Here is a 22,363-nt window from a genome sequence, read left to right as displayed (position 1 = left end):
AAGACCCCCGGAGTGTCCGCCCCGGGGGTCTTCTCCTGTACGGGCCGGGGGCGCAGCCCCGCAGGGGGCAGGGCCGCACGGGGGCAGGGCTGAGCCCGGCCGATCAGGTCGGCAGTATCGGGTAGCTGCCGGTGTTCGTCGGCGCGTGCTCCGGCAGCCACAGCACCGCGACCGCCCCCTCCGCGGGCACGCCCTCCGGGGCTCCCGCGGGCCGGACGTTACGGAAGGTCAGCCGCGCGCCGAGCACCCGGGCCTGGCCGGCCGCGATGGTGAGGCCGAGGCCGTGACCGTGGCCCGAGCGGTCGCTGCTGCCGGTGCGGAAGCGGCTGGGGCCCTCGGCGAGAAGTTCCTCGGGGAAGCCGGGACCGTGGTCGCGGACCCGGATGACCCGGCCCTCGACCGAGACCTCGATCGGCGGCTTGCCGTGCCGTGCCGCATTGGCCAGCAGGTTGAACAACACGCGCTCCAGGCGGCGCGGATCCGTCGTGACCTCCGACTCGTGGATCACGCGTACGTCGACGTCGGAGTCCTTGGCGGCCACGCGCCGCGACACGAACTCGCCGAGCAGGATGTCCTGCAGTTCGGCCCGCTCGGAGGCGCCGTCCAGTCGCGCGACTTCGAGGACGTCCTCGACGAGGGTCCGCATGGCCTGGGCGCGGTCGCGGACGAGTTCCGTGGGGCGGCCGGGAGGAAGGAGCTCCGCCGCCGTCAGCAACCCGGTCACCGGCGTGCGCAGTTCGTGGGCGATGTCGGCGGTCACCCGGCGCTCGGCCTCGATGCGTTGCTGGAGCGCGTCCGCCATGGCGTCCACCGCGCGCGCGAGGTCGTCGGTCTCGTCGCGCACGACCCCGCCGATCGCCTCCCGTACCCGAACGTCGGTCTCGCCCTTGGCGACCTGGTTCGCCGCCGCGGCGGCCTTGCGCAGCCGCCGTGAGAGCTGGCCGCCGATCAGCACGCCGAGCGCGCTGCCGCCGAAGACGACCGCGATCGAGCCGATGATCAGCGCCTGGTCGAGGTCCTTCATGACGTCGGTGTTGCGGTCCGTGAAACCGGTGTGGAGGGAGAGGACGCGGCCGTCCTTGAGGGGGAGGGCCGCCCAGATGTCCGGAACCCCGTTCGGACGGTCGGCCACGTAGGTGGCGCGCCGGCCCTCCATGACCTTCGCCAGCAGGTCCTTCGGGATGGTCGGGTCGTCGACCTTGACCCCGAAGGCCTGGGTCCGCCCGGACTCGTACATGCGCTCGGCGACTGTGATGCGCTCGTCCGCCAGGTCGCGCGAGTTGTCGAGCATCGAGACGCGCGCCGAGTTGTGCACGACGAGGCTGAGCGCGACCGCGACCAGCGCGCCGACCATGGCGATCGCCGCGCTGAGCTTCCACCGGATGCCCGTGCGGATGCCGGAGTTCCCGGCGGCGGCCGCCATGCGCATGCTCACAGGTGTGCCGCGGTCGACGGATGCGCGCCGGCCGACGGGTGTGCCCCGGCCGGCAGGTGAGTTCCACCCGGCGGACCCGCTCCCGTTGACCGACCCGTTCCCGTTGATGGGGCCGTACCCATTGGCCGCCCTGCGCTCGTCGCGTTCGTAGCGTCCGTCGGCCAGTCCGTTCCGGCCGGTCGGGCCGCCGCCCGCCGGAGTCCGGCGCTGAAATATCCCCCGCATACCCTGCTCAGGCCTTCAACTTGTAGCCGAAGCCGCGGACCGTCTCGATCCGGTCCTGGCCGATCTTCGTCCGCAGCCGCTGTACGTGGACGTCGACGACGCGGGTGTCCCCGCCCCAGCCGTAGTCCCACACGCGTTCGAGCAGCTTGTCGCGGCTCAGCACCGTGCCCGGCGCGGAGGAGAACTCCAGCAGCAGCCGCATCTCGGTGGGCGTCAGGGCCACCGGCGCACCGCCCTTGAGCACCTCCATGCCCTCGGTGTCGATCTCCAGGTCGCCGAAGGAGAGCACCCCGCCGTCGACGGGCGAGGCCTCTTCGGGGGCTCCGTTCGGCCCGCTCGCGTGTCCGAAACGGCGCAGCACCGCGCGGATCCGGGCGACCAGCACGGCCCCGTCGAAGGGCTTGGTCACGTAGTCGTCGGCGCCCGCCTCCAGGCCGAGCACGACGTCGATCGAGTCGGCGCGCGCGGACAGCATGATCACGGGGACGGTGGACTCGTCACGGATGCGGCGGCACAGCGAGACGCCGTCGAGTCCGGGGACCATCACGTCCAGCAGGGCGATGTCGGGACGGTCGGCGCGGAAGGCCTCCAGGCCCGACAGCCCGTCGGGCATGGCCGTCACCGCGAAGCCGTCGCGCTCGAGAGCGAGCTGCGTGGCCTCGCGGATGACGTCGTCGTCCTCGACGAACAGGACGTGGGTCTGCTCTGCCATCCGGCTGCTCCGTCTGCGCTCAGTTCGCGGGAGCGGGCGTGTCGACGCCGCCCACCGCGTTGCTGTAGTCGTTGTGCGTCCGGGACTCCTCGGTGAAGCGGGTCGCGGTCCACCCGTAGGTGATCACTTCCTCGCTGGAGGGGTACTCCACCGGGTCGCCCTTCTTGTACAACTGCTGGGTGACCACCAGGTCGCCCCGGTCGATCTCCGCGTAGACCGGCGGCTCCTCGGCCTTGAAGACATTCTCGTATCTGCCGCTTTCCTCGCGGTAGACGTACGAGCCGATTCCCACAGCATCCCCGCAGGTCATGACGTTGACCACGATGTCGTCGGTGGTCCCTCCGGTCAGTTCCCCGTACGACACGTCGACCGGGTACTCGTCGGCGACGCACGGTTTGGTCAGGGTGCTCTTGACCGATTCGCTGACCTCCGGGTCGTCCTTGACGAGCTTGACCGCGTCTACGCGCTTGGGTGTCTTGGACGGGGAGGCGGCGGCCTCGGCGCTCGGGGCCTCCTTCGCCACCGCCTCCCTGCTCGCCGGACCCTCGTCGCGGGCGCCCGTGCCACCCGTGGCGCAGGCGGTCAGGAAAAGGCCGAGGGCGGTGAGCGCGGCCGTCGCCGCACTCCCCGCCTTCAGGACCTGCCTGGCCCGAGTTCCTAGGCCGCGCAACGCTCCCGCTCCTCACGTTCGAGCGCGCGTGCGTCCAGGTCGCGGCTCTCCAGCTCCTCGCGGAGCCGGGCGAGCGCCCGGTGCAGCGTGCTCTTGACCGTTCCGGCCGACATGCCGAGGGCGGCGGCCGTCTCCTCCGTGGACATCTGCTCCCAGTGTCGCAGCACCACGACGCTGCGTTGCTTGGGAGCCAGAACCTTCATGATGTCCATAAGGAGCGCCCGGTCCGCGTGCTGCTCGGTCGAGTCGTCGACGCAGGCGTCCGGGAGCTGCTCGGTGGGCACCTCTTCGAGTTTCCGCGCCCGCCACCACTCGGTACGCGTATTGATCATCACGCGGCGCAGGTAAGCGTCCGCGAGCCGCTTGTCCGCGATGCCGTCCCAGCGGCCGTACGTCCGTACGAGCGCGGTCTGCAGCAGGTCCTGGGCGTCGACGGGGTCGGGGACCAGGCGACGGGCACTGCGCAGCAGCGCGTCCTGCCGAGTGCGGACGTACTCCTCGAATTCGAGCACCTCGCCGTGCGCCATGATCAACCGCCTCCATCCCCGTTTTCCGACCTGCCTGGCTCGCGCCTGCTGCCGGTTGTCCGTTTCCTGTGTCCCGCTGTCGTTCTGCTGTGCGTGCGGTACGGAAATGAAGCTACGGAGGCGTTGTCACGGGGTTGTCCGAGGCAGCCTGCGGTGAGCCCTCGGCTGTACGTCGGTTGTGTAACGGATGTATGAGGTGGGTAAGGCGGTGTGGTTACAAGTCCCGGTTGGGGTGGTTTTGAGGGCGTGAGGGGCGTCGCGGGGACAGGCCCTAGGTCAGGGGCAGCCGATACAGACCACCCGGGAGCGGCTCCACGAGTCCGTCGGCGACGAGTCCGTCGAGGGCGCGGGCCCGCTGTACGGGCTCGTCCCACACCCGATCGAGTACGGACTGCGGGACCGGGCCCGCGACGGCCTCCCTGAGTACGGCGAGGAGCTTGCCGCGCACCTGGCGGTCCGTGCCCGCGTACGTCTGGCCGCGCCGGGGCGGGCCGTCGTGCGCCGGCTTGCCGGCCAGCCGCCAGGCGCACTGCGCGGCGATCGGGCAGCGGTGGCAGGTCTCGTTCTTCGCCGTGCAGATCAGCGCGCCGAGCTCCATGGAGGCGGCGGCCCAGCGGGAGGCGGTGCCCTCGCTCTCGGGGAGGAGGGCGCGCGCGAGCTTGCGTTCGGCGGCGGTGGTGGCGTTCGGCGGGTACTGCACGCCACTGACGGCCCGTGCGAACACTCTTCTGACATTGGTGTCGAGCACGGCATGCCGCTGCCCGTACGCGAACGAGGCGACGGCGGCGGCGGTGTACTCCCCGATCCCGGGCAGCGCGAGCAGCTGAGCGTGCTCCTTGGGTACGTCGCCGCCGTGCCGTTCCGTTATGGCGACCGCGGCGCCGTGCAGCCGGAGCGCGCGGCGGGGGTAGCCGAGCCGTCCCCAGGCGCGGACGGCTTCGCCCGGAGCCTCCTTGGCCAGGTCGGCGGGGCGGGGCCAGCGGGCGATCCACTGCTCGTACACGGGCAGGACGCGGCTCACCGGGGTCTGCTGCAACATGAACTCACTGACCATCACGCCCCAGGGGCCGGCGTCGGGGCTGCGCCAGGGGAGGTCACGGGCGTGCTCGTCGAACCAGGTGATCACCGGTTCGTGCAGGGTCTTGCCGGTGGCGTCGGGCTGGGGGCTGGGTGTGGGCATGGTGGGTGCAGTCATGGCGGTTCCGATCCTGCCATGCGGGGGCGGGACTACGCGGTTTCCTCCAAGGCGCGGAGGAGTGGCTTTTCGCCCCTGCCCCCGTTTCCCGCGCTCCTGAAGGGGCGCGCTGATCGTCCGGAGGCCCGGGTCCGGCAGCCCTCGGGGGACGGGAATGGCCGGTGTGGGGGTTGGCAGTTGCTCGTTGGGGAGCGTGCGTGCGGTCGTTTTAGCTCGATCGTGTGATGGTCGGCTCGCGGGCTTGCGGTGCCTTGGGGCGGCTGGAGTAGCGTGATCATGCGATCTGGGACACCGGTGCGGTGCCAGCGTGCGGGGCCCCTGCTCCACCGGAGTGATGGTTCAGGGCCTCCCCGTCGCCTCTGGCCGTATCCACATGGCCAGGTCGCGCAGGGAACTGACCTCCCGGGACCGGACCACGCACAGGATGCGTGTCGCCGCCCCGGGGTTGAGTACGCCGGGGACCAGTGCGCCCAAGACCGTTCGGGGCGTGCGGCTGATCGGGCTCACTCCCGCTCAGTCCAAAGGAACGGTAACTCGGATGGTGTGCCGGGATGATGATCCGGAAAAGTTGGGGCTCGGGGCGGCGGGTGGGGCGAGCACCGGCGTGGATCTCTCGTACAGTTTGAGCCGTGGGATCTATGCGCAATCCGGTCGGGCCACTTCCCTCCACCATCTACTGGCGTCGGAGGGCCGTTCTGCTGTCCCTGGTGGCGCTGTTGGCGCTGCTGATCGTCTGGGTCGTCAGCAGCGGCGGCGGAGGCGGCAAGAAGAACACCGACGGGTCCAACGGGAAGAACCCCGTGCAGACGATCACCCCGGGCCCTTCCGGTTCCGGACCCGCGATCAGCCAACACCCGGGCGGCCGCGACGAGTCCAGCGCCAGCGCGAGTGCCGGCACGGGAAGCGGCGGCAGCGGCGGCAGCGGCAGTGGCGACGGGTCCGGCGGTACGGGTGGCGCGGGCAGCGGCGGTTCGGGCAGTGGTTCCAGCGGCGGCGGCACCGGCTCCGCGGATCAGGTCCCGGCCGGCTCCACCCTCCCCAACTGCACTGCGGGGGCGGTCAAGTTGACCCTGCGCAGCGTGCACAACACGTACGCCCCCGGCGACAAGCCCTCGATCGAGCTGATCGCGAAGAACTCCTCCGCCGACGACTGCAAGGTCGATCTCGGCCCGAAGAGCGCCGTCCTGACGATCACTCAGGCCGGCAGTGACAAGAGCTTCTGGTCCTCCAGCGACTGCCCCAAGGACGTCGCCAGTCTCTACTTCCGCGTCCCGGCCGGCGACCAGGTGACCTACACGGTCGACTGGGACCGCACGGCCAGCGCCGCCCAGTGCGCGACACCCCCGGCGGGTTCGGCGACCCCGGGCACCTACCTGGTGGAGGCGAAGGCCCAGGGCCTCACGAAGGCGACGACGTCGTTCGTGCTGTCCCAGGACTGAGGACGGGACGGGGCGGGGGCGCGAGTCCCCGGCGGGGCACACAGTCCCTGAGTGCGCAGGCCCCGAGGCCTGCCGCGCGCCCCCGAGCGCGCCGGGCCTCGTCAGACGTAGCGCTCCAGGATCGACGACTCCGCCAGCCGCGACAGGCCCTCACGGACGCTGCGCGCCCGCGCCTCGCCCACCCCGTCGACCGCCTGGAGGTCGTCGACGCTCGCGGCGAGGAGCTTCTGCAGACTGCCGAAGTGCTCCACGAGACGGTCGATGATCGTGCCGGGCAGACGCGGAACCTTGGCGAGGAGGCGGAAGCCGCGCGGGGAGACCGCGGAGTCGAGTGCCTCGGGGGAGCCGGTGTAGCCCAAGGCTCTCGCCACCGTGGGCAGTTCGAGCAGCTCGGAGTGGGCCAGGGCGTTCAGGTCGGAGAGAGCCTCGTCGACCGTGCGGGAACGCTTCGCGGTCGGCCCCGGCACGTAGTCCCGGACCACCAGCTCCCGCTCGGGCTCCACGCCGGCGATCAACTCGTCCAGCTGGAGGGCGAGCAGACGCCCGTCCGTGCCCAACTCCACCACGTACTCGGCGATCTCCGTGGCGATGCGCCGCACCATCTCCAGGCGCTGCGCCACCGCCGACACGTCGCGGACGGTGACCAGGTCCTCGATCTCCAGCGCGGAGAGCGTGCCCGCGACCTCGTCGAGGCGGAGCTTGTAGCGCTCCAGGGTCGCGAGGGCCTGGTTGGCACGGGAGAGGATCGCTGCGGAGTCCTCCAGGACGCGGCGCTGACCGTCGACGTACAGCGCGATCAGACGCATCGACTGGGAGACCGAGACGACGGGGAAGCCGACCTGCTTGCTCACCCGGTCCGCCGTGCGGTGCCGGGTGCCGGTCTCCTCCGTCGGGATCGTCGGGTCGGGCACCAGCTGGACGCCGGCCCGAAGGATCTTGGTGATGTCCTTGTCGACGACGATGCCGCCGTCGAGCTTGCACAGCTCGCGCAACCGGGTCGCCGTGAAGTCGACGTCCAGGACGAAGCCGCCCGTGCACATCGACTCGACGGTCTTGTCCCAGCCGAGCACGATGAGTCCGCCCGTGTTGCCGCGGAGAATTCTCTCGAGCCCGTCGCGCAGGGCCGTGCCAGGTGCCACGGCGCTCAATGAGGCGCGCATCAGGCCATCGGCACCGGAGCTCCCACCGGACTTTCCGGGAGCTGCTGCCCGGTCGTTGGCTGCCACTGCACTCCTCCGGTCGCGGGTTTCCGGTCGCCCAAGGTTCGTCCAGGGTTCGTACGGACGGGCGAGACCAGGGCAAAGTCTACCGGCGCTGCTCCTCGTCCCGTGGGGCCTCTCTGCGACGGGAGCGCGGGAGGACTCGCAGGGCGTCGCCCATGTCGGCGACTTCCAGGACCTTCATACCGGCAGGGATCTTGCCCGGATCGCTCGGAACGAGGGCGTGCGTGAAGCCCAGGCGGTGGGCTTCGGCGAGCCGCCGCTGTACCCCCGTGACCCGTCTGACCTCGCCCGCGAGACCCACTTCGCCGATCGCCACGAGGTTCTTGGGGAGCGGGGTGTCACTGGCCGCGGACGCGAGCGCGAGGGCGATCGCGAGGTCCGCGGCGGGCTCGGAGAGCTTCACGCCGCCCACCGTCGCCGAGTAGATGTCCCGCTTGCCGAGGGCGCTGATGCGGCCCCGCTGCTCCAGGACCGCCAGCATCATCGAGACCCGGGAGGTCTCCAGGCCGGACGTCGTGCGACGGGGGGAGGGGATCTGGGAGTCGACGGTGAGGGCCTGCACCTCGGCCACCAGCGGGCGGCGGCCCTCCAGGGTGACGGTCAGGCAGGTGCCGGGGACGGGCTCGGCGCGACGGGTGAGGAAGAGGCCGGAGGGGTCCGCGAGGCCCGTGATGCCCTCGTCGTGCAGCTCGAAGCAGCCGACCTCGTCCGTCGTCCCGTACCGGTTCTTGACCCCTCGGACCAGACGCAGGCGCGCATGGCGGTCGCCCTCGAAGCTCAGGACGACGTCCACGAGGTGTTCGAGCAGGCGGGGGCCCGCGATCGCGCCGTCCTTGGTGACATGACCCACAAGGAGCGTGGACATGCCGCGCTCCTTGGAGGCACGGATGAGCGCCCCGGCGACCTCCCGCACCTGGGCCATACCGCCGGGCGCCCCGTCGATCTCCGGGGAGGCGACGGTCTGGACCGAGTCCAGGATGAGGAGCGAAGGCTTCACCGCGTCCAAGTGGCCGAGCACGGCGGCCAGGTCGGTCTCCGCCGCCAGGTACAGGTGGTCGTGGATCGCCTTGATGCGGTCGGCGCGCAGACGGACCTGGCTGGCCGACTCCTCACCCGTCACGTACAGCGTGCGGTGCTCGTCGCTCGCCGCCTTCGCCGCCACGTCCAGGAGGAGCGTGGACTTGCCCACACCGGGCTCGCCGGCGATCAGGACGACCGCGCCGGGCACGAGACCGCCGCCCAGGACGCGGTCCAGCTCGGGTACACCGGTGGAGCGGGCCGTGGCCTGACGGCCGTCGACCTGCCCGATCGGCACCGCGGAGGTGGTGACACGGCCCGGTGTCGTCGTACGGACCGCGGGTGCGCCGTACTCCTCGACCGTGCCCCACGCCTGGCACTCGGGGCAGCGGCCGAGCCACTTGGCCGTCTGCCAGCCGCACTCGGTGCAGCGGTAGGACGGCCGGTCCTTCGCGGTTTTCGTACGGGCAGCCATGACGGAACCGTAACCGAGAGGACTGACAGCACGGGCGGGCCCGCCCGGCGGGGCATCTGCCATGGCCTGCCGTTGCCGCCTGTGACGGTGTGGGCCACGGAATCGGAGGCTCCTGTCCCCCTTTGAGGGATCGTTTCACCCGTATGGATTAAATGTGCTCAAGGGGGAAGAAGGGGCCACCCTCGGGCACCTACGGTCGCACGGGTGATGAGCAGCAGTCCGGAGACCTCCACGCACACCACCGGCACACACCGGGCGCACGGAGACGCGCGCAAGCGGGTGACCGCGCCCCGTGGCGCGCACACCCGCACCCTGGCTCAGCGCCCTCCCGCGCGCTACGAGCCCTACTTGGACGGCCTGTTCACCTACTGCCTGTCCGTGCTGTGCGACCACGACGAAGCCACCGCCGCCCTCGGGGACGCGCTCGCGCTGGCCGAGCGCCGCGGCCAGCGCGGCCCGGCGGCGCCGGAGGACCGCAGGGCCTGGCTGTACGCCCTCGCCCGCTGGTCCTGTCTGCGCAAACTCACCGAGGCCCGGCGCAGGCGCCAGGCGGCCCACGCCTCGGGTCGGCCTACGCCCGCCAAGGGCCACAAGGCCCTCTTCAAGGGCCACAAGGAAGCCGCCGGCCGATGTGCGGCCGAGGCGCTGAGCGCCCCCGTCTCCGAGGAGGCGCAGGACCGGCGGCGGCTCGAACTGGCCCTGCTGGCCTGGCCGGAGGCCGCCGGCACCACCCCCGAGCAGCGCGAGGCGCTCGAACTCGCCGTGCGCCACCAGCTCGCCGCCGCCGAGGTCGCCGCCGTTCTCGGTCTGGACCTCGCCAAGGCGCGCGAACTGCTCGCCACCGCCGCCTGCGAGGTCGAACGCACCCGCGCCGCCCTCGCCGTCGTGGAGACCGGCACCTGCCCGAGCGTCGCCCGCCTCACCGGCGACAACCAGCTCGTCCTGAGCGCCACCCTGCGCCGGGAGCTGGTCCGGCACGTCGACGACTGTCCGCGCTGCCGCCGTACCGCGGAGCGCGCCGCACCCGGTGCCTGGCCCGGCACCACCGTCACGCCCGCCGCGCTCCCCGTCCTGCAGGCCCCGCGCGCGGCCCTGCACATCGCGATGGCCCACGTCCCACGCGCGCGGGGTGCCGCTCCACGCTTCGACCGGCGCGGTTTCCCCGTGGACCCCAAGGACCACGCCGCCCGCAGGGACCGCCTTCGCGCGCGTGCCGTCACGACGACCGTCGTCGCCACCGTCGTCGCCGCACCCGTCCTCGCCCTCTGGGCGGCCTACCGCGGCGCGCCCCTGACCGGCGAGGGCGCCGACGGCCGCTCGATCACCGCGAGCGAGGCGCACGGGCCCGACGGCATCACCGGCGAGCAGGCGGGCGGCTACGAGAACGCCGGCAACGCCAGCGCCAGACCCGACACCCGTTTCGCCAAGGGGAGCCACTCGCCCGACGTCTCCGTGGAGGTCATCAGCGCCCCCAGCGCGGGAAACGGCGCCGGACACCTCGCGGTCCGGGCCTCGGGCAGCGGCGACACGACCCTCGTCACGCTCACCGCCTCCGGGAGCTCACCGGTCCACTGGTCCGCCGAAACGGGAGCGTCCTGGCTCTACTTCAGCCAGTCGTCGGGAACGCTGACCCCCGGAGAAACGTTCACGATCAAGGTGTACGTCGATCATCTTCGCGAGCCGGTGGGCCCCTGGGGCGCGCGGGTGTCGATCGCACCGGCGGGAGCGGTGGTCACGATCGGGGGGTACGGAACAGCGGGTCCGTCCGCCCCGGGCAGCTCCGGCCCCGACCCCACGCCCGGCCGTCCCACCCCGTCCGGGCCCGGCCCGACCACGCCCCCCTCGGACCCGTCACCGACGCCCAGCGATCCCCAGCCGACTCCCACGGACCCGTCGCCCTCACCGTCTTCGCCGTCACCGTCGGACCCGGGCGGTTCGACGCCGCCGCCAGGCGACAGCGACGCCCCGAACCCGTCCTCGTAACGCCCGCGGGGCCGGAAGACGATGGAGCGGGGCACGCTGGACCGAGGGGTCTCAGACGACCGGGTCCGCGGGATGCGGAGCCAGCAACGGCAGCTGCGAGGCCAGCCGCTCCTCGCAGAGCTCGACCAGCCGGCCGTAGCCCGCCTTGCCCATCAGCTCGATCAGCTCCGGGCGGTACGAGACGTACACCGGGTCGCCCGCGCCGTGTGCCGAGGTCGCCGACGTGCACCACCAGTGCAGGTCGTGGCCGCCCGGACCCCAGCCCCGGCGGTCGTACTCGCCGATGGAGACCTGGAGCACGCGGGTGTCGTCGGGCCGGTCGATCCACTCGTACGTCCGGCGCACGGGCAGCTGCCAGCAGACGTCCGGCTTGGTCTCCAGGGGCTCGCGCCCCTCCTTGATCGCCAGGATGTGCAGCGAGCAGCCCGCGCCTCCGGCGAAGCCGGGCCGGTTCTGGAAGATGCACGAGCCCTGGTACGGGCGGGTCTGGCGGTCGCCGTCCTCGTCCTCGGAGACCCAGCCGGTCTTCACCCCCACGTCATGGTGCTGCCAGATGTCCGGCGTGAGCCGTGCCACGTGCGAGGCCACCCGCTTCTCGTCGTCCTCGTCGGAGAAGTGGGCTCCGAGCGTGCAGCAGCCGTCGTCGGCGCGACCGGCCTGGATGCCCTGACAGCCGCTTCCGAAGATGCAGTTCCAGCGAGAGGTCAGCCATGTCAGATCGCACCGGAAGACCTGCTCGTCGTCGGCGGGATCCGGAAACTCCACCCATGCCCGAGCGAAGTCGAGCCCCTTCTCGTCGGACACGGTGGCCTTCTTCGGGGACTTCGTCGGGGACTTCTTGGACGCGGAGGTCTTCGCCTGCGAAGAACCCTTGGTCGATTTGTCGGGCTTCGCCTTTTTCGTCTTTGGCACCCGTCCAGGGTAAGTCGCTTCAGCCCGCTCCGGGGACGGTCGACCGCCGTACGCGCAGTAGCGTTCCGTATATGAGACTCGGTGTCCTCGACGTGGGTTCGAACACGGTGCACCTGCTGGTGGTGGATGCACACCCCGGCGCGCGCCCGCTGCCCGCGCACTCGCACAAGGCCGAATTGCGGCTCGCCCAACTGCTCGACGAGAGCGGGGCGATCGGCCTCGACGGCGTCGAAAAACTGATCGCGACGGTCCAGGACGCGCTGGTGGCCGCCGAGGACAAGGGCGTCGAGGCCCTGCTGCCGTTCGCGACCTCCGCCGTGCGCGAGGCCAGCAACGCCGACGACGTACTGGCGCGGGTGCAGGCCGAGACCGGTGTCGAGCTCCAGGTCCTGAGCGGGGCGGAAGAAGCCCGGCTGACCTTCCTGGCGGCCCGCCGCTGGTTCGGCTGGTCGGCGGGGAAGCTGCTGGTCCTCGACATCGGCGGCGGCTCGCTGGAGATCGCGTACGGCATGGACGAGCAGCCGGACGCGGCGGCGTCGCTGCCGCTCGGCGCCGGACGCCTGACCGCGGGCTGGCTGCCCACCGACCCCGCCGACCCGGCGGACGTCAGGGCCCTGCGCCGCCACGTCCGGGCCGAGATCGCCCGTACCGTCGGCGAATTCAGCCGCTTCGGCGCCCCCGACCACGTGGTCGCCACCTCCAAGACCTTCAAGCAGCTCGCCCGCCTGGCCGGCGCCGCCCGCTCCACCGACGGCCTCTACGTCCAGCGCGAACTCAAGCGCCGCACCCTGGAGGACTGGGTCCCCCGCCTGGCCTCCATGACCGCGGACGAACGCGCCGAACTCCCCGGCGTCTCCCCCGGCCGCTCCAGCCAACTCCTCGCCGGCGCCATGGTCGCCGAGGGCGCCATGGACCTCTTCGCCGTGGAGACCCTGGAAATCTGCCCCTGGGCCCTACGAGAGGGCGTCATCCTCCGCCGCCTGGACCAGATGGCATCAGAGTGACCGAGTAACCGAAGTCACGTCCCCCGCCCCCACCAGGGGCGCGGGGAACCGCACGCCCAGCCCCAAACAACCCGCCCCCACCAGAGGCGCGAGGAACTGCGCGCCCAGCCCCCCCACGACCCGCACCCACCCACCGGCGCCCGCCCCACCAGGGGCGCGAGGAACTGCGCGCCCAGCCTCACACCACCCGCACCCGCCCACGACAACCCCCACAACGGCGACAAGGCACCCCACCCCACCCCCACCTGACCCCCATCCCACGCCGACCCCCCTCCCAACCCCCACCACCCCCCGCCCAACCGCCGGAGGCTTACGCTGTCCCTCGTGGCAGAACCAGTCGTGCGCATCCCGGATGCGAAGGTCGCGCTGTCCACGGCGTCCGTGTATCCGGAGCCGACGGCGACGGCCTTCGAGATCGCCGCGCGCCTGGGCTACGACGGTGTGGAGGTCATGGTCTGGACGGATCCGGTCAGCCAGGACATCGAAGCCCTCCGCCGCCTCAGCGACTACCACCAGATCCCGATTCTCGCCGTTCACGCCCCCTGCCTGCTGATCACCCAGCGCGTCTGGTCCACCGACCCCTGGGTCAAGCTGCAGCGCGCCCAGGCGGCGGCGGAGAAGCTGGGCGCGTCGACGGTCGTCGTACACCCCCCGTTCCGCTGGCAGCGCCAGTACGCGCGCGACTTCGTGACGGGGATCTGGCGTATGGCGAACGAGACGGACGTACGGTTCGCCGTCGAAAACATGTACCCCTGGCGCTACCGCGACCGCGAGATGCTCGCGTACGCCCCCGACTGGGACGTGACGAAGGACGACTACCGGCACTTCACGATCGACCTCAGCCACACCTCGACGGCCCGCAGCGACGCCCTGCAGATGGTCGACCGCATGGGCGACCGCCTCGGCCACGTCCACCTCGCCGACGGCAACGGCTCCAACAAGGACGAGCACCTGGTCCCGGGCCGCGGCACCCAGCCCTGCGCCGAACTGCTGGAGCGCCTCGCCCTCTCCGGCTTCGACGGCCATGTCGTCATCGAGGTCAACACCCGCCGCGCGATGTCGAGCGCCGAGCGCGAGGCGGACCTGGCGGAGGCCCTGGCCTTCACCCGCCTGCACCTGGCCTCCGCGGTGAAGGTGCCGCGCCGGTGACGGACGCCGCCACCCCCCGCCGTGGCCGGGGACGCCCCTCCCGTACGCAGTCGGAGGCGGCCCCCGCCACCCGCGACCGCATCCTGGAGGCGGCCCGCGAGGAGTTCTCCGAGTGTGGCTACGAGAAGACGTCGGTGCGCGGCATCGCCAAGGCCGCCGGTGTGGACTCGGCCCTCGTGCACCACTACTTCGGCACCAAGGAACAGGTCTTCGAGGCGGCCATCGAGGTCGCCTTCGCCCCCGCGCTGGCCGCGCCGGCCGCGGTCGAGGACGGCCCCCTGGACGGTGTCGGCGAGCGCCTGACCCGCTTCCTCCTCGGCATCTGGGAGAACCCCACCACCCGGGCCCCGCTGCTGGCGATCGTCCGCTCCGCCGTGAACAACGAGACCGCGGCCGCCGTCTTCCGCCGCCTGGTCGCCGCCCAGCTGCTGCGCCGTATCGCGGGCCGGCTCGACCTCCCCGACGCGGAACTCCGCGCCGAACTGGCGGCGGCCCAGTTGGTGGGCGTGGCGATGCTCCGCTACGTCATCAAGATCGAGCCGCTGGCCTCGGCGGACGTGGAACGCATCGTCGAGCGAGTGGCCCCGGTGGTACAGGGCCACCTGACAGCCCCGTGAGCTGAGCGCCCCCTGAGGGGCGCGGGGCGGTGACATGGTGCGGCTCCGCCGCGTGGGCGCGCTCAGCCAAATCGGACCCGCACTTCACCCACCGAGAACAGCCCCCCGCACCCGCCCACCGAGACAACCGTCCCGCATTCCGGACACCCCGTCCGAATCGTGGCGCACGGGCGTAGGCTCGACCTCAGTCATTACTCTCCGAAGGAGCGAGCGACGATGCCCGAACTGAGGTCCCGCACAGTCACCCACGGCCGCAACATGGCGGGCGCACGCGCCCTTATGCGTGCCTCCGGTGTACCGGGCGCGGACATCGGACGGAAGCCGATCATCGCGGTCGCCAACTCCTTCACGGAGTTCGTGCCGGGCCACACCCACCTCCAGCCGGTCGGCCGCATCGTCAGCGAGGCGATCACGGCCGCCGGGGGCATCGCGCGCGAGTTCAACACGATCGCCGTCGACGACGGCATCGCGATGGGCCACGGCGGCATGCTGTACTCCCTGCCCTCCCGCGACCTGATCGCGGACTCGGTGGAGTACATGGTCGAGGCCCACTGCGCCGACGCCCTGATCTGCATCTCGAACTGCGACAAGATCACCCCCGGCATGCTGATGGCGGCCCTGCGCCTGAACATCCCGACGGTCTTCGTCTCCGGCGGTCCCATGGAGTCCGGCCGCGCCACCCTGGTCGACGGCACGGTCCGTACGCTCGACCTGGTCGACGCGATCTCCGACGCCGTGAACGACAAGATCTCGGACGAGGACATCCTCCGTATCGAGGAGAACGCCTGTCCGACCTGCGGCTCCTGTTCGGGCATGTTCACGGCCAACTCGATGAACTGCCTGACCGAGGCCATCGGCCTGTCCCTCCCCGGCAACGGCTCGGTGCTCGCCACCCACACGGCCCGCAAGGGTCTGTACGAGGACGCGGCGCGCACGGTGGTCGACATCACGCGCCGCTACTACGACCAGGACGACGAGTCGGTCCTGCCCCGCAACATCGCCACACACGCGGCGTTCGAGAACGCCATGGCCCTCGACATCGCCATGGGCGGCTCCACCAACACGATCCTGCACCTGCTGGCCGCGGCCCAGGAAGCGGGCGTCCCCTTCGGCCTGGACGAGATCAACGAGGTCTCGCGCCGCGTGCCCTGCCTCGCCAAGGTCGCCCCGAACGTCGCGAAGGACCGCACGTACTACATGGAGGACGTGCACCGCGCAGGCGGCATCCCCGCCCTGCTGGGCGAACTGCACCGCGCGGGCCTCCTGAACGAGGACGTCCACTCGGTCCACAGCCCGTCCCTCTCCGACTGGCTGAAGACGTGGGACGTGCGCGCCGGCTCCCCGTCCCCCGAGGCGATCGAACTGTGGCACGCGGCCCCCGGCTGCGTCCGCTCCTCCGAGGCGTTCTCCCAGTCCGAGCGCTGGGAGGCACTCGACGAGGACGCCGAGAACGGCTGCATCCGCTCCTCCGAGCACGCCTACTCCAAGGACGGCGGCCTGGCGGTCCTCAAGGGCAACCTGGCGGTCGACGGCTGCGTCGTGAAGACGGCGGGCGTCGACGAGTCCATCTGGACCTTCGAGGGCCCCGCGGTCGTCTGCGAGTCGCAGGACGAGGCCGTCGACAAGATCCTCCGCAAGGAGATCACCCACGGCGACGTCGTCGTCATCCGCTACGAGGGTCCCAAGGGCGGCCCCGGTATGCAGGAGATGCTCTACCCGACGTCCTTCCTCAAGGGCCGCGGCCTCGGCAAGACCTGCGCGTTGATCACCGACGGCCGCTTCTCCGGCGGCACCTCGGGCCTGTCCATCGGCCACGCCTCCCCCGAGGCGGCGTCCGGGGGCACCATCGCCCTGGTCCAGGACGGCGACCGCATCCGCATCGACATCCCGAACCGCTCCGTCGAACTCCTGGTCTCCGACGAGGAGCTCACCGCCCGCCGCAACGCCCTGGGCGGCGTCTACGCCCCCGCGGCCCGCGAGCGCAAGGTCTCCGCCGCCCTCCGCGCCTACGCCGCGATGGCGACGAGCGCGGACAAGGGCGCGGTGCGAGACGTCTCGAAGCTGGGCTGATCCGACCCCAGAACCTCTTCAAGAGTGCTCTTCAAGGGGCCGCTTCTTCGGAAGCGGCCCCTTTGCTCCGCCCTTTTGGCTCACCAGGCCGCCGGATCGTCCCCCGCCACGCCGAACACGGTCCCGTCGGGCGCACTCGAGTAGACGTTGCCATCGGCGATCATCGGCGTCTGCAGTACGGCCGGGACCCGGTCCGACTCCGTTGCGAGCCGTGTCCGGGTCTGGCCGACGAGCTTGCCCCGGACGGCGTCCACGGCGAGCAGCCGCCCGTCGGCGGCGGTGAAGTACACGTGCTTGGCGTCGGTGGCCGGTGCCGAGCCCTGGCTCACGGCGGTCTCGAGGCGCCAGCGCTGCTTCCGGGCGTCCATGTCGACGGCCACCAGCGCGCCGAGGGTGCTCATCATGTAGACGGTGCTCCCGCGGACGGTGGCCTGAGCCTGCGGCAGCGCCACCTCGAGCCCCACCCGGTGCGACGTCTTGCTCTTCGGGTCGTACTGGACCAGGGCGACGGTCCGGGTGTACTTGTCGACCGACGTGAAGAACACGGTGCCCCGCCATGCGCCGACCGGATACAGCGTCCCCTTCAGACCGGTGTTCCACCGCACGTCGCCGGTCTCCGGATCCACCGCGGTCACCTGCGTATGGCTTCCGTCGTCCGCCGTGCTCGTGGCGTAGCCGAGTTCGTCCCCGGCGAACGCGGCGAAGTTCGGCGCGGTCTGTCCCGGCAGCCGGCGGCTCCACCGGTTCTCACCCGTGGCGCCGTCCACCCCGCTGACCGTCCCGTCGGCACGGGTGAGGAGCACCATGCCCCCCACGTGCTGCCACCGGCCGTATGCCGTGAGGTCCATCTTCCAGCGCACCTTGCCCGAGGCGGGATCGAGCGCCTCCAGGAGCCGGCCGGCGTGAGTCACGGCATGCACGAGGCCGCCCGACATGGCGGGCGCCCCGTCCGGGAGGCTCCGCTCGGTCGAGGCGTGACGCCACAGCACCTTGCCGTCGACCGGGTCGAGCGCGGAGACCAGTCCCGGCTGGGCACAGAACAACTTCCGGCCGCCGTACGAGCATTGGGGCGCCCCGCCGGCTCGGGCCGCGGGCTTTGTGTCCCACCCGCTGAAGGCGGCCGGTGCGGACCGCTGCCGATGGTCCCGCGGAGCGGCGCCGCTGTCGTCCTGCCCGAGCAACCGGGGCGCGGCCAGTGCCCCGCCCGCGACGAGGACGAGAGCGCCGACGGCGACGGCGACGCGCCTGAGCGCTTGGCCCTTGGGCCGTCGCACGGGCGGCGAAGTCTCCGCGCCGGCGGGAGCGGCCGGGGCCTCAGGGGCGGCCAGGGCGTCAGGGGCGTCAGGAGCGGCCGGGGCATCGGCCTGCTCGGTGCGCTGAGCCGGAATGAATGCCTGCGTGTCGTACGAGGCCGCCACCGAGCGCAGCTCCCGCATCAGCTCGTCGGGCGTCGGCCGGTCCTCGGGCTCTTTGGCGAGGCAACGGGTGATGAGCGGTGCGAGATTCCCGGGCACATCGGTCAGGTCCGGTTCGTCGTGCACGACTTGGTAGGCGACGACGTAGGGGCTGTCGGAGTCGAAGGGGCCACGGCCCGTCGCCGCGTGCACCATCACCGAGCCCAGGGCGAAGATGTCGGCGGCCGGTCCCACCTCCCGCGGACGGCGGAACTGCTCAGGTGCCATGAAGGGCGGCGTCCCGATCAACTTGCCCGTTTCGGTGCGCAGTTCACTGTCCGACGGCCGCGAGATACCGAAGTCGATGACCTTGGGGCCGTCCTCGGCGAGCAGGACGTTGCTGGGCTTGAGATCCCGGTGTACGACTCCCACCCGATGGATGTCGCGCAGTGCCTCGGCCAGCCCGGCCATCAGCCGGCGCAGCTGGGAGGCGGGCATGGGACCGTTCTGTTTCACCTGTTCGGCGAGGGTCGGGCCCGGTATGAACAGGGTCGCCATCCAGGGGCGCCCGGCCTCCGGGTCGGCGTCGACCACGGGCGCGGTGAACGCCCCGCTCACCCGCCGCGCCGCAGCGATCTCCTGCCGGAAACGCCCTCTGAACTCGGGATCCATGGCGAACGCGGCATGCACGACCTTCACCGCGAGCCGCAGCCCCGAGCCGCTGCGGGCCAGATGGACCACGCCCATGCCACCGGACCCGAGGCGCTCGTCAAGGCGGTACTGCCCCGCGTACTCGGGAAGTTCCGCTTCCGGATCCGCTCCGGAGTTCCGCTGTGGCGCCATGGACCCACCCCCGTGCTGTTCGTCCGCGCGCGCGACGCACGGAGCCTAGTCGATTCCTCGTACGAGACCGAGGCGGCTTGCTAGCCTCCGCGTGCGACAGGCGTACGCATGCACATTGCCTGATTCCGTCTGTTCCATCTGTTCCATCTGATTCAACGGGGGAGGCCTCAATGGCTGTTGAGCGTATTCAAAACATGGAGAGCGGTGACGAGGGGGTGGCGTCGACGACGGCGACCGCGAGCGTGACCGCAGTGCAAGCGGTCACCTACCCCATCGCACCCGGCTCCGCGGTGAACGTCCGCAGCGGCCCCGGCACCAGCTACCGCATTGTGCGGGTCCTGCCTGAGGGTTCACGCGTGTCGATCCTCTGCCAGCGCCCGGGCGAATCCGTGAGCGGCCCCTACGGCACCACCAGCATCTGGGACAACATCGCCAACGGTGAGTACATCTCGGACGCCTATGTGAAGACCGGCAGTGACGGCTACGTCGCGCCGCGCTGCTCCTGACCGAACGAGGCCCAGGGGCCCCGCGGCCGACCGGAGCGATAATCGTCGAGTGAGTGACGAGAACCGATCCGGTACCCCCGCGGGACCCCAGCCCGAGCCCCTCCGCTTCTTCGGGACGACCTGGGTGGCCCAGGACGGCGGCTACACGGCCCGCCGCATCGCCGTCGCCGTAGGCTCTCTCGCCGCCGCGGTCGCCGCCTGCTTCGTGCTCCGCTTCGCCTACCAGGGCCTGGCGATCGCGGACGTCGGCAAACCCGTGACCCTCCTGGTCGTGCTGATGTTCGCGGTGTGTAGCGCGCTCGCGTTCCGCCATACCTGGGACGCCTTCTCCAAGCGCCCGGACCCCGACCGCCAGGCCTCCCTCCGCGGCCTCCTGGCCATCGGCTTCATCGGCTCCCTCCTCGCCTACGCCTTCCGCACCCTCACCGAGGCCCCGGGCGAGAAGCTCGCCCGCGAGGAGTACGAGGAGGCACGCCGCCAGTACGAGCGCCGCTCCCGCAACCCTTCAAAGAAGCGCCGCCGCCCTTAACGGCACTGGGGCGCAGCCCGTGCCCCAGGGGCGCGGGGAACTGCGCGCCCAGCCCCCACCGGCCCGCAGCCAAAAAACTGTTCCCCACCCCTACCCCCCACCATCACCATGGCCTTATGACGACCCCTCCGCCCTCCTCCTCCCACACCACCCGAGCCCACTCCTTCAACACCGCCGCAGCCCAGTACGCCGCGAACCGCCCCTCCTACCCACCCGCCCTCTTCACCACCCTCGAAGACCTGGCCGACCGCCCCCTCAAGGGCGCGAAGGTCGTCGACGTGGGCGCGGGTACGGGCATCGCCACCACCCTCCTGCACGCCCGAGGCGCGGACGTCATCGCCGTGGAACCCGGCGAGGGCATGGCCGCGGAGTTCCGCCGCACCCTCCCCGACATCCCCCTCGTCCGGGGCACCGGCGACGCCCTCCCCCTCGCCACCGCCTCCGCCGACTTCCTCACCTACGCCCAGTCCTGGCACTGGACGACTCCGGCCCACTCCCTCCCGGAGGCCTTCCGCGTCCTGCGCCCCGGCGGCGCCCTCGCGCTCTGGTGGAACACGGACGCCCTGGACATTCCCTGGATCGCCGCCCAGGCCCAACGCATCGAGCGGTACTTCGAGGGCGCCCACCTCACCAAACAAGGCATCGCCACCAAACAAGGCATCGCCACCGAGCAAGGCGCCGCCACCGAGCAAGGCGCCGCCACCGAGCAAGGCGCCGCCACCAAACAGTCAGCCGCGGAGCTCCGCACCGAACGCGCCTTCCAAGGCGTTCCCGAGCCCCCGTTCCACACCCACCGCACCGTCCGCTGGAGCCGCCGCGTCCCCGTGGACACCCACCTCGCGAACATCGGCAGCCACTCGATCTTCCTGGTCCTCGGCAAGGAGGGCACCGAGGCCTTCCTCGCCGAGGAGCGCGCCCGCCTCCTCGAGGCGTTCCCGGACGGTCAGGTCGAGGAGGTCTACGACGTACTGGTGATCGTGGCGACCCGCTCGTGATCCCGCGCGGCGGCCCACCGCTCCAGGGCCGCCGCACACGCGTGGTCCACATGTCGCAGGCCGCCCAACTCCAGCCGTACGTCACGGTCGTGCGGCAACGCCTCCAGGGCGTCCAACAGTTTCGGCAGCCGCAGGAACGTGGCATTCCCGATCACCCGTACGACCATCCCCGCGGCCCCCCGGTCCTCCGTCTCCACATGCACATGGCTGATGTCCCACGCGGTCTTGGCGACGGCGAGCGCAAGCCCGACCAGCACCCCTTCGAACAGGTTCCCCACCACGATCGCCACCGCGGTCACCCCCAGCACGACCACCTCCCCGCGATGCCCGCGCCACAACACCCGCACCTCCCGCACCGGCACCAACTTGCAGCCCGCGTGCACGAGCAGCCCCGCCAGCGCCGCCACCGGAATGATCCCGAGGACCCCGGGCACCACCACCGTGAAGACCAGCAGCCATACCCCGTGCAATACACGCGAGACCTTGGTCTTGGCCCCGGCCTGCACATTCGCCGCGCTCCGCACGATCACCGCGGTCATCGGCAGCGCCCCGAGCACCCCGCACACGGTGTTCCCCGCACCCTGCGCGATGAGCTCACGGTCGTAGTCGGTCCGCGGCCCCCGGTGCAGGCGGTCCACCGCCGCGGCGCTGAACAGCGACTCGGCGGAGGCGATCAGCGCGAAGGCGACCACCGTCCCGAGCATGCCCACTTCCGTGAGCCGTCCCAGGTCCGCCAAAGACGGCGGCTGTACGGCATCGAGCAGCCCGCGCACCTCGACCCGCCGCACGGGCAGATCGAACACCCCGGTCACACCCGCGGCGAGCGCCACCGCCAGCAGCGGCGCCGGCACCACCCGCGCCCCATGCCGCCAACGCGGCCACAGCAGCAGTACGACCACGGTGGCGCCCCCGACCGCGAGGGCCACCGGGTCCGCGTCCCAGGGCAACGAGACCACCCCGGCGATCTTCCCGAGCCCGCTCGCGGGCGCGGACGCGTCACCCATCGCGTAGACCTGGCCCGCGATCAGCACGAGCCCGATCCCGGCGAGCATCCCCTGCACCACCGCGACGGACACGGCCCGGAACCACCGCCCGAGCCGCAACGCCCCGAGTGCGAGCTGCACCAGCCCGGCGCCGAGCACCAGCACGCCCAGGGCCCGCAGTCCGTACGTCTGCACCGCCTCGTACACCAGCACGGTCAGCCCGGCCGCGGGCCCGCTCACCTGCAGGCTGCTCCCGGGCAGCACCCCGGCGACCAGCCCGCCGACGATTCCGGTCACCAGCCCCAACTCGGCCGGCACGCCCGAGGCGATGGCGACCCCTACACACAACGGCAACGCGACGAGAAAAACGACGATGGACGCGAACAGATCGGCTCGACGCAGATCGACTTTGCGCATGGCAACGGCACCTCCGGTTGAGAACGGAAGATGCGTGGGTGCC

19 protein-coding genes are annotated in these 22,363 nt (G+C 71.6%); 9 read left to right on the top strand and 10 right to left on the bottom strand.

All coding sequences use genetic code 11. The features are described from left to right. Window positions 1-103: 103 nt before the first annotated feature. The 5 genes from cseC to OG568_RS23300 form a co-directional block, all read right to left on the bottom strand. Window positions 104-1,429, bottom strand: a complete 1,326-nt coding sequence (gene cseC / locus OG568_RS23320; protein ID WP_329532977.1) for a two-component system sensor histidine kinase CseC — start codon at window positions 1,427-1,429, stop codon at window positions 104-106. A gap of 238 nt (window positions 1,430-1,667) precedes the next feature. After that, window positions 1,668-2,372 (bottom strand): two-component system response regulator CseB, encoded by a 705-nt coding sequence (gene cseB, locus OG568_RS23315; RefSeq protein WP_266627242.1) that lies wholly within the window; start codon window positions 2,370-2,372, stop codon window positions 1,668-1,670. A 19-nt stretch (window positions 2,373-2,391) separates the two neighbouring features. Further along, entirely contained in the window at window positions 2,392-3,042 is a 651-nt protein-coding gene (locus OG568_RS23310; protein ID WP_443077731.1) for a hypothetical protein, read from the bottom strand. Then, window positions 3,030-3,569, bottom strand: coding sequence for a SigE family RNA polymerase sigma factor (locus OG568_RS23305; RefSeq protein ID WP_060898668.1), 540 nt, complete (start codon window positions 3,567-3,569; stop codon window positions 3,030-3,032). Before OG568_RS23305 ends, OG568_RS23310 begins: the two co-directional genes overlap by 13 nt. Window positions 3,570-3,840: 271 nt before the next feature. Continuing rightward, window positions 3,841-4,764, bottom strand: a complete 924-nt coding sequence (locus OG568_RS23300) for an A/G-specific adenine glycosylase (protein ID WP_329532976.1) — start codon at window positions 4,762-4,764, stop codon at window positions 3,841-3,843. A 629-nt stretch (window positions 4,765-5,393) separates the two neighbouring features. Between OG568_RS23300 and OG568_RS23295 the strand changes: the two genes are divergently transcribed. Next, window positions 5,394-6,203, top strand: coding sequence for a hypothetical protein (locus tag OG568_RS23295; RefSeq protein WP_329532975.1), 810 nt, complete (start codon window positions 5,394-5,396; stop codon window positions 6,201-6,203). A gap of 101 nt (window positions 6,204-6,304) precedes the next feature. Here the strand turns inward: OG568_RS23295 and disA are convergent, their stop codons facing one another. After that, the gene (gene disA, locus OG568_RS23290) at window positions 6,305-7,429 is read right to left on the bottom strand and encodes a DNA integrity scanning diadenylate cyclase DisA (RefSeq protein WP_266584576.1); all 1,125 of its coding nucleotides are present in this window, start codon (window positions 7,427-7,429) and stop codon (window positions 6,305-6,307) included. A gap of 79 nt (window positions 7,430-7,508) precedes the next feature. Continuing rightward, window positions 7,509-8,918, bottom strand: coding sequence for a DNA repair protein RadA (gene radA / locus OG568_RS23285; protein ID WP_266437784.1), 1,410 nt, complete (start codon window positions 8,916-8,918; stop codon window positions 7,509-7,511). Window positions 8,919-9,122: 204 nt separating this feature from the next. Here radA and OG568_RS23280 point away from each other — a divergent pair, with 204 nt between their 5' ends. Further along, complete coding sequence (locus tag OG568_RS23280) at window positions 9,123-10,901, top strand: BACON domain-containing protein (protein WP_329532974.1); 1,779 nt, start codon at window positions 9,123-9,125, stop codon at window positions 10,899-10,901. 51 nt (window positions 10,902-10,952) lie between these two features. Here the strand turns inward: OG568_RS23280 and OG568_RS23275 are convergent, their stop codons facing one another. Then, entirely contained in the window at window positions 10,953-11,813 is an 861-nt protein-coding gene (locus OG568_RS23275; RefSeq protein ID WP_329532973.1) for a hypothetical protein, read from the bottom strand. 71 nt (window positions 11,814-11,884) lie between these two features. Between OG568_RS23275 and OG568_RS23270 the strand changes: the two genes are divergently transcribed. From OG568_RS23270 to ilvD, 4 genes are all read left to right on the top strand, one after another. Further along, window positions 11,885-12,817: a Ppx/GppA phosphatase family protein gene (locus tag OG568_RS23270; RefSeq protein ID WP_329532972.1), complete on the top strand. Its 933-nt coding sequence runs from the start codon at window positions 11,885-11,887 to the stop codon at window positions 12,815-12,817. A 324-nt stretch (window positions 12,818-13,141) separates the two neighbouring features. Then, window positions 13,142-13,966 carry a sugar phosphate isomerase/epimerase family protein gene (locus OG568_RS23265; RefSeq protein WP_266584582.1) on the top strand — a complete coding sequence of 275 codons (825 nt, stop codon included), beginning with the start codon at window positions 13,142-13,144 and terminating at the stop codon, window positions 13,964-13,966. After that, window positions 13,963-14,583 (top strand): TetR/AcrR family transcriptional regulator, encoded by a 621-nt coding sequence (locus OG568_RS23260; RefSeq protein ID WP_329532971.1) that lies wholly within the window; start codon window positions 13,963-13,965, stop codon window positions 14,581-14,583. The genes OG568_RS23265 and OG568_RS23260 overlap by 4 nt, the downstream gene beginning before the upstream one ends. A gap of 216 nt (window positions 14,584-14,799) precedes the next feature. Then, window positions 14,800-16,653, top strand: a complete 1,854-nt coding sequence (gene ilvD / locus OG568_RS23255; RefSeq protein ID WP_329532970.1) for a dihydroxy-acid dehydratase — start codon at window positions 14,800-14,802, stop codon at window positions 16,651-16,653. A gap of 80 nt (window positions 16,654-16,733) precedes the next feature. Here ilvD and OG568_RS23250 read toward each other — a convergent pair whose 3' ends face one another. After that, window positions 16,734-18,890 (bottom strand): serine/threonine-protein kinase, encoded by a 2,157-nt coding sequence (locus tag OG568_RS23250; RefSeq protein ID WP_329532969.1) that lies wholly within the window; start codon window positions 18,888-18,890, stop codon window positions 16,734-16,736. A 170-nt stretch (window positions 18,891-19,060) separates the two neighbouring features. Here OG568_RS23250 and OG568_RS23245 point away from each other — a divergent pair, with 170 nt between their 5' ends. The 3 genes from OG568_RS23245 to OG568_RS23235 all read left to right on the top strand — a co-directional run bounded on the left by OG568_RS23245 (window position 19,061) and on the right by OG568_RS23235 (window position 20,920). Further along, a complete protein-coding gene (locus OG568_RS23245) occupies window positions 19,061-19,396 on the top strand; it encodes an SH3 domain-containing protein (protein ID WP_329532968.1) in 336 nt (111 codons plus the stop codon). Window positions 19,397-19,445: 49 nt separating this feature from the next. After that, on the top strand, window positions 19,446-19,925 hold the full coding sequence (locus OG568_RS23240) for an EamA/RhaT family transporter (RefSeq protein WP_266584591.1): 480 nt from the start codon (window positions 19,446-19,448) through the stop codon (window positions 19,923-19,925). Window positions 19,926-20,041: 116 nt separating this feature from the next. Then, complete coding sequence (locus OG568_RS23235) at window positions 20,042-20,920, top strand: class I SAM-dependent methyltransferase (RefSeq protein ID WP_329532967.1); 879 nt, start codon at window positions 20,042-20,044, stop codon at window positions 20,918-20,920. Here OG568_RS23235 and OG568_RS23230 read toward each other — a convergent pair. Next, window positions 20,884-22,320, bottom strand: coding sequence for a SulP family inorganic anion transporter (locus OG568_RS23230; protein ID WP_329532966.1), 1,437 nt, complete (start codon window positions 22,318-22,320; stop codon window positions 20,884-20,886). The two genes, OG568_RS23235 and OG568_RS23230, sit on opposite strands and share 37 nt — an antisense overlap. Between the last annotated feature and the right edge of the window lie 43 nt (window positions 22,321-22,363).

This window comes from Streptomyces sp. NBC_01450, assembly GCF_036227505.1.
GTDB lineage: Bacteria > Actinomycetota > Actinomycetes > Streptomycetales > Streptomycetaceae > Streptomyces.
This window is presented reverse-complemented; position numbering and strand designations above follow the sequence as displayed.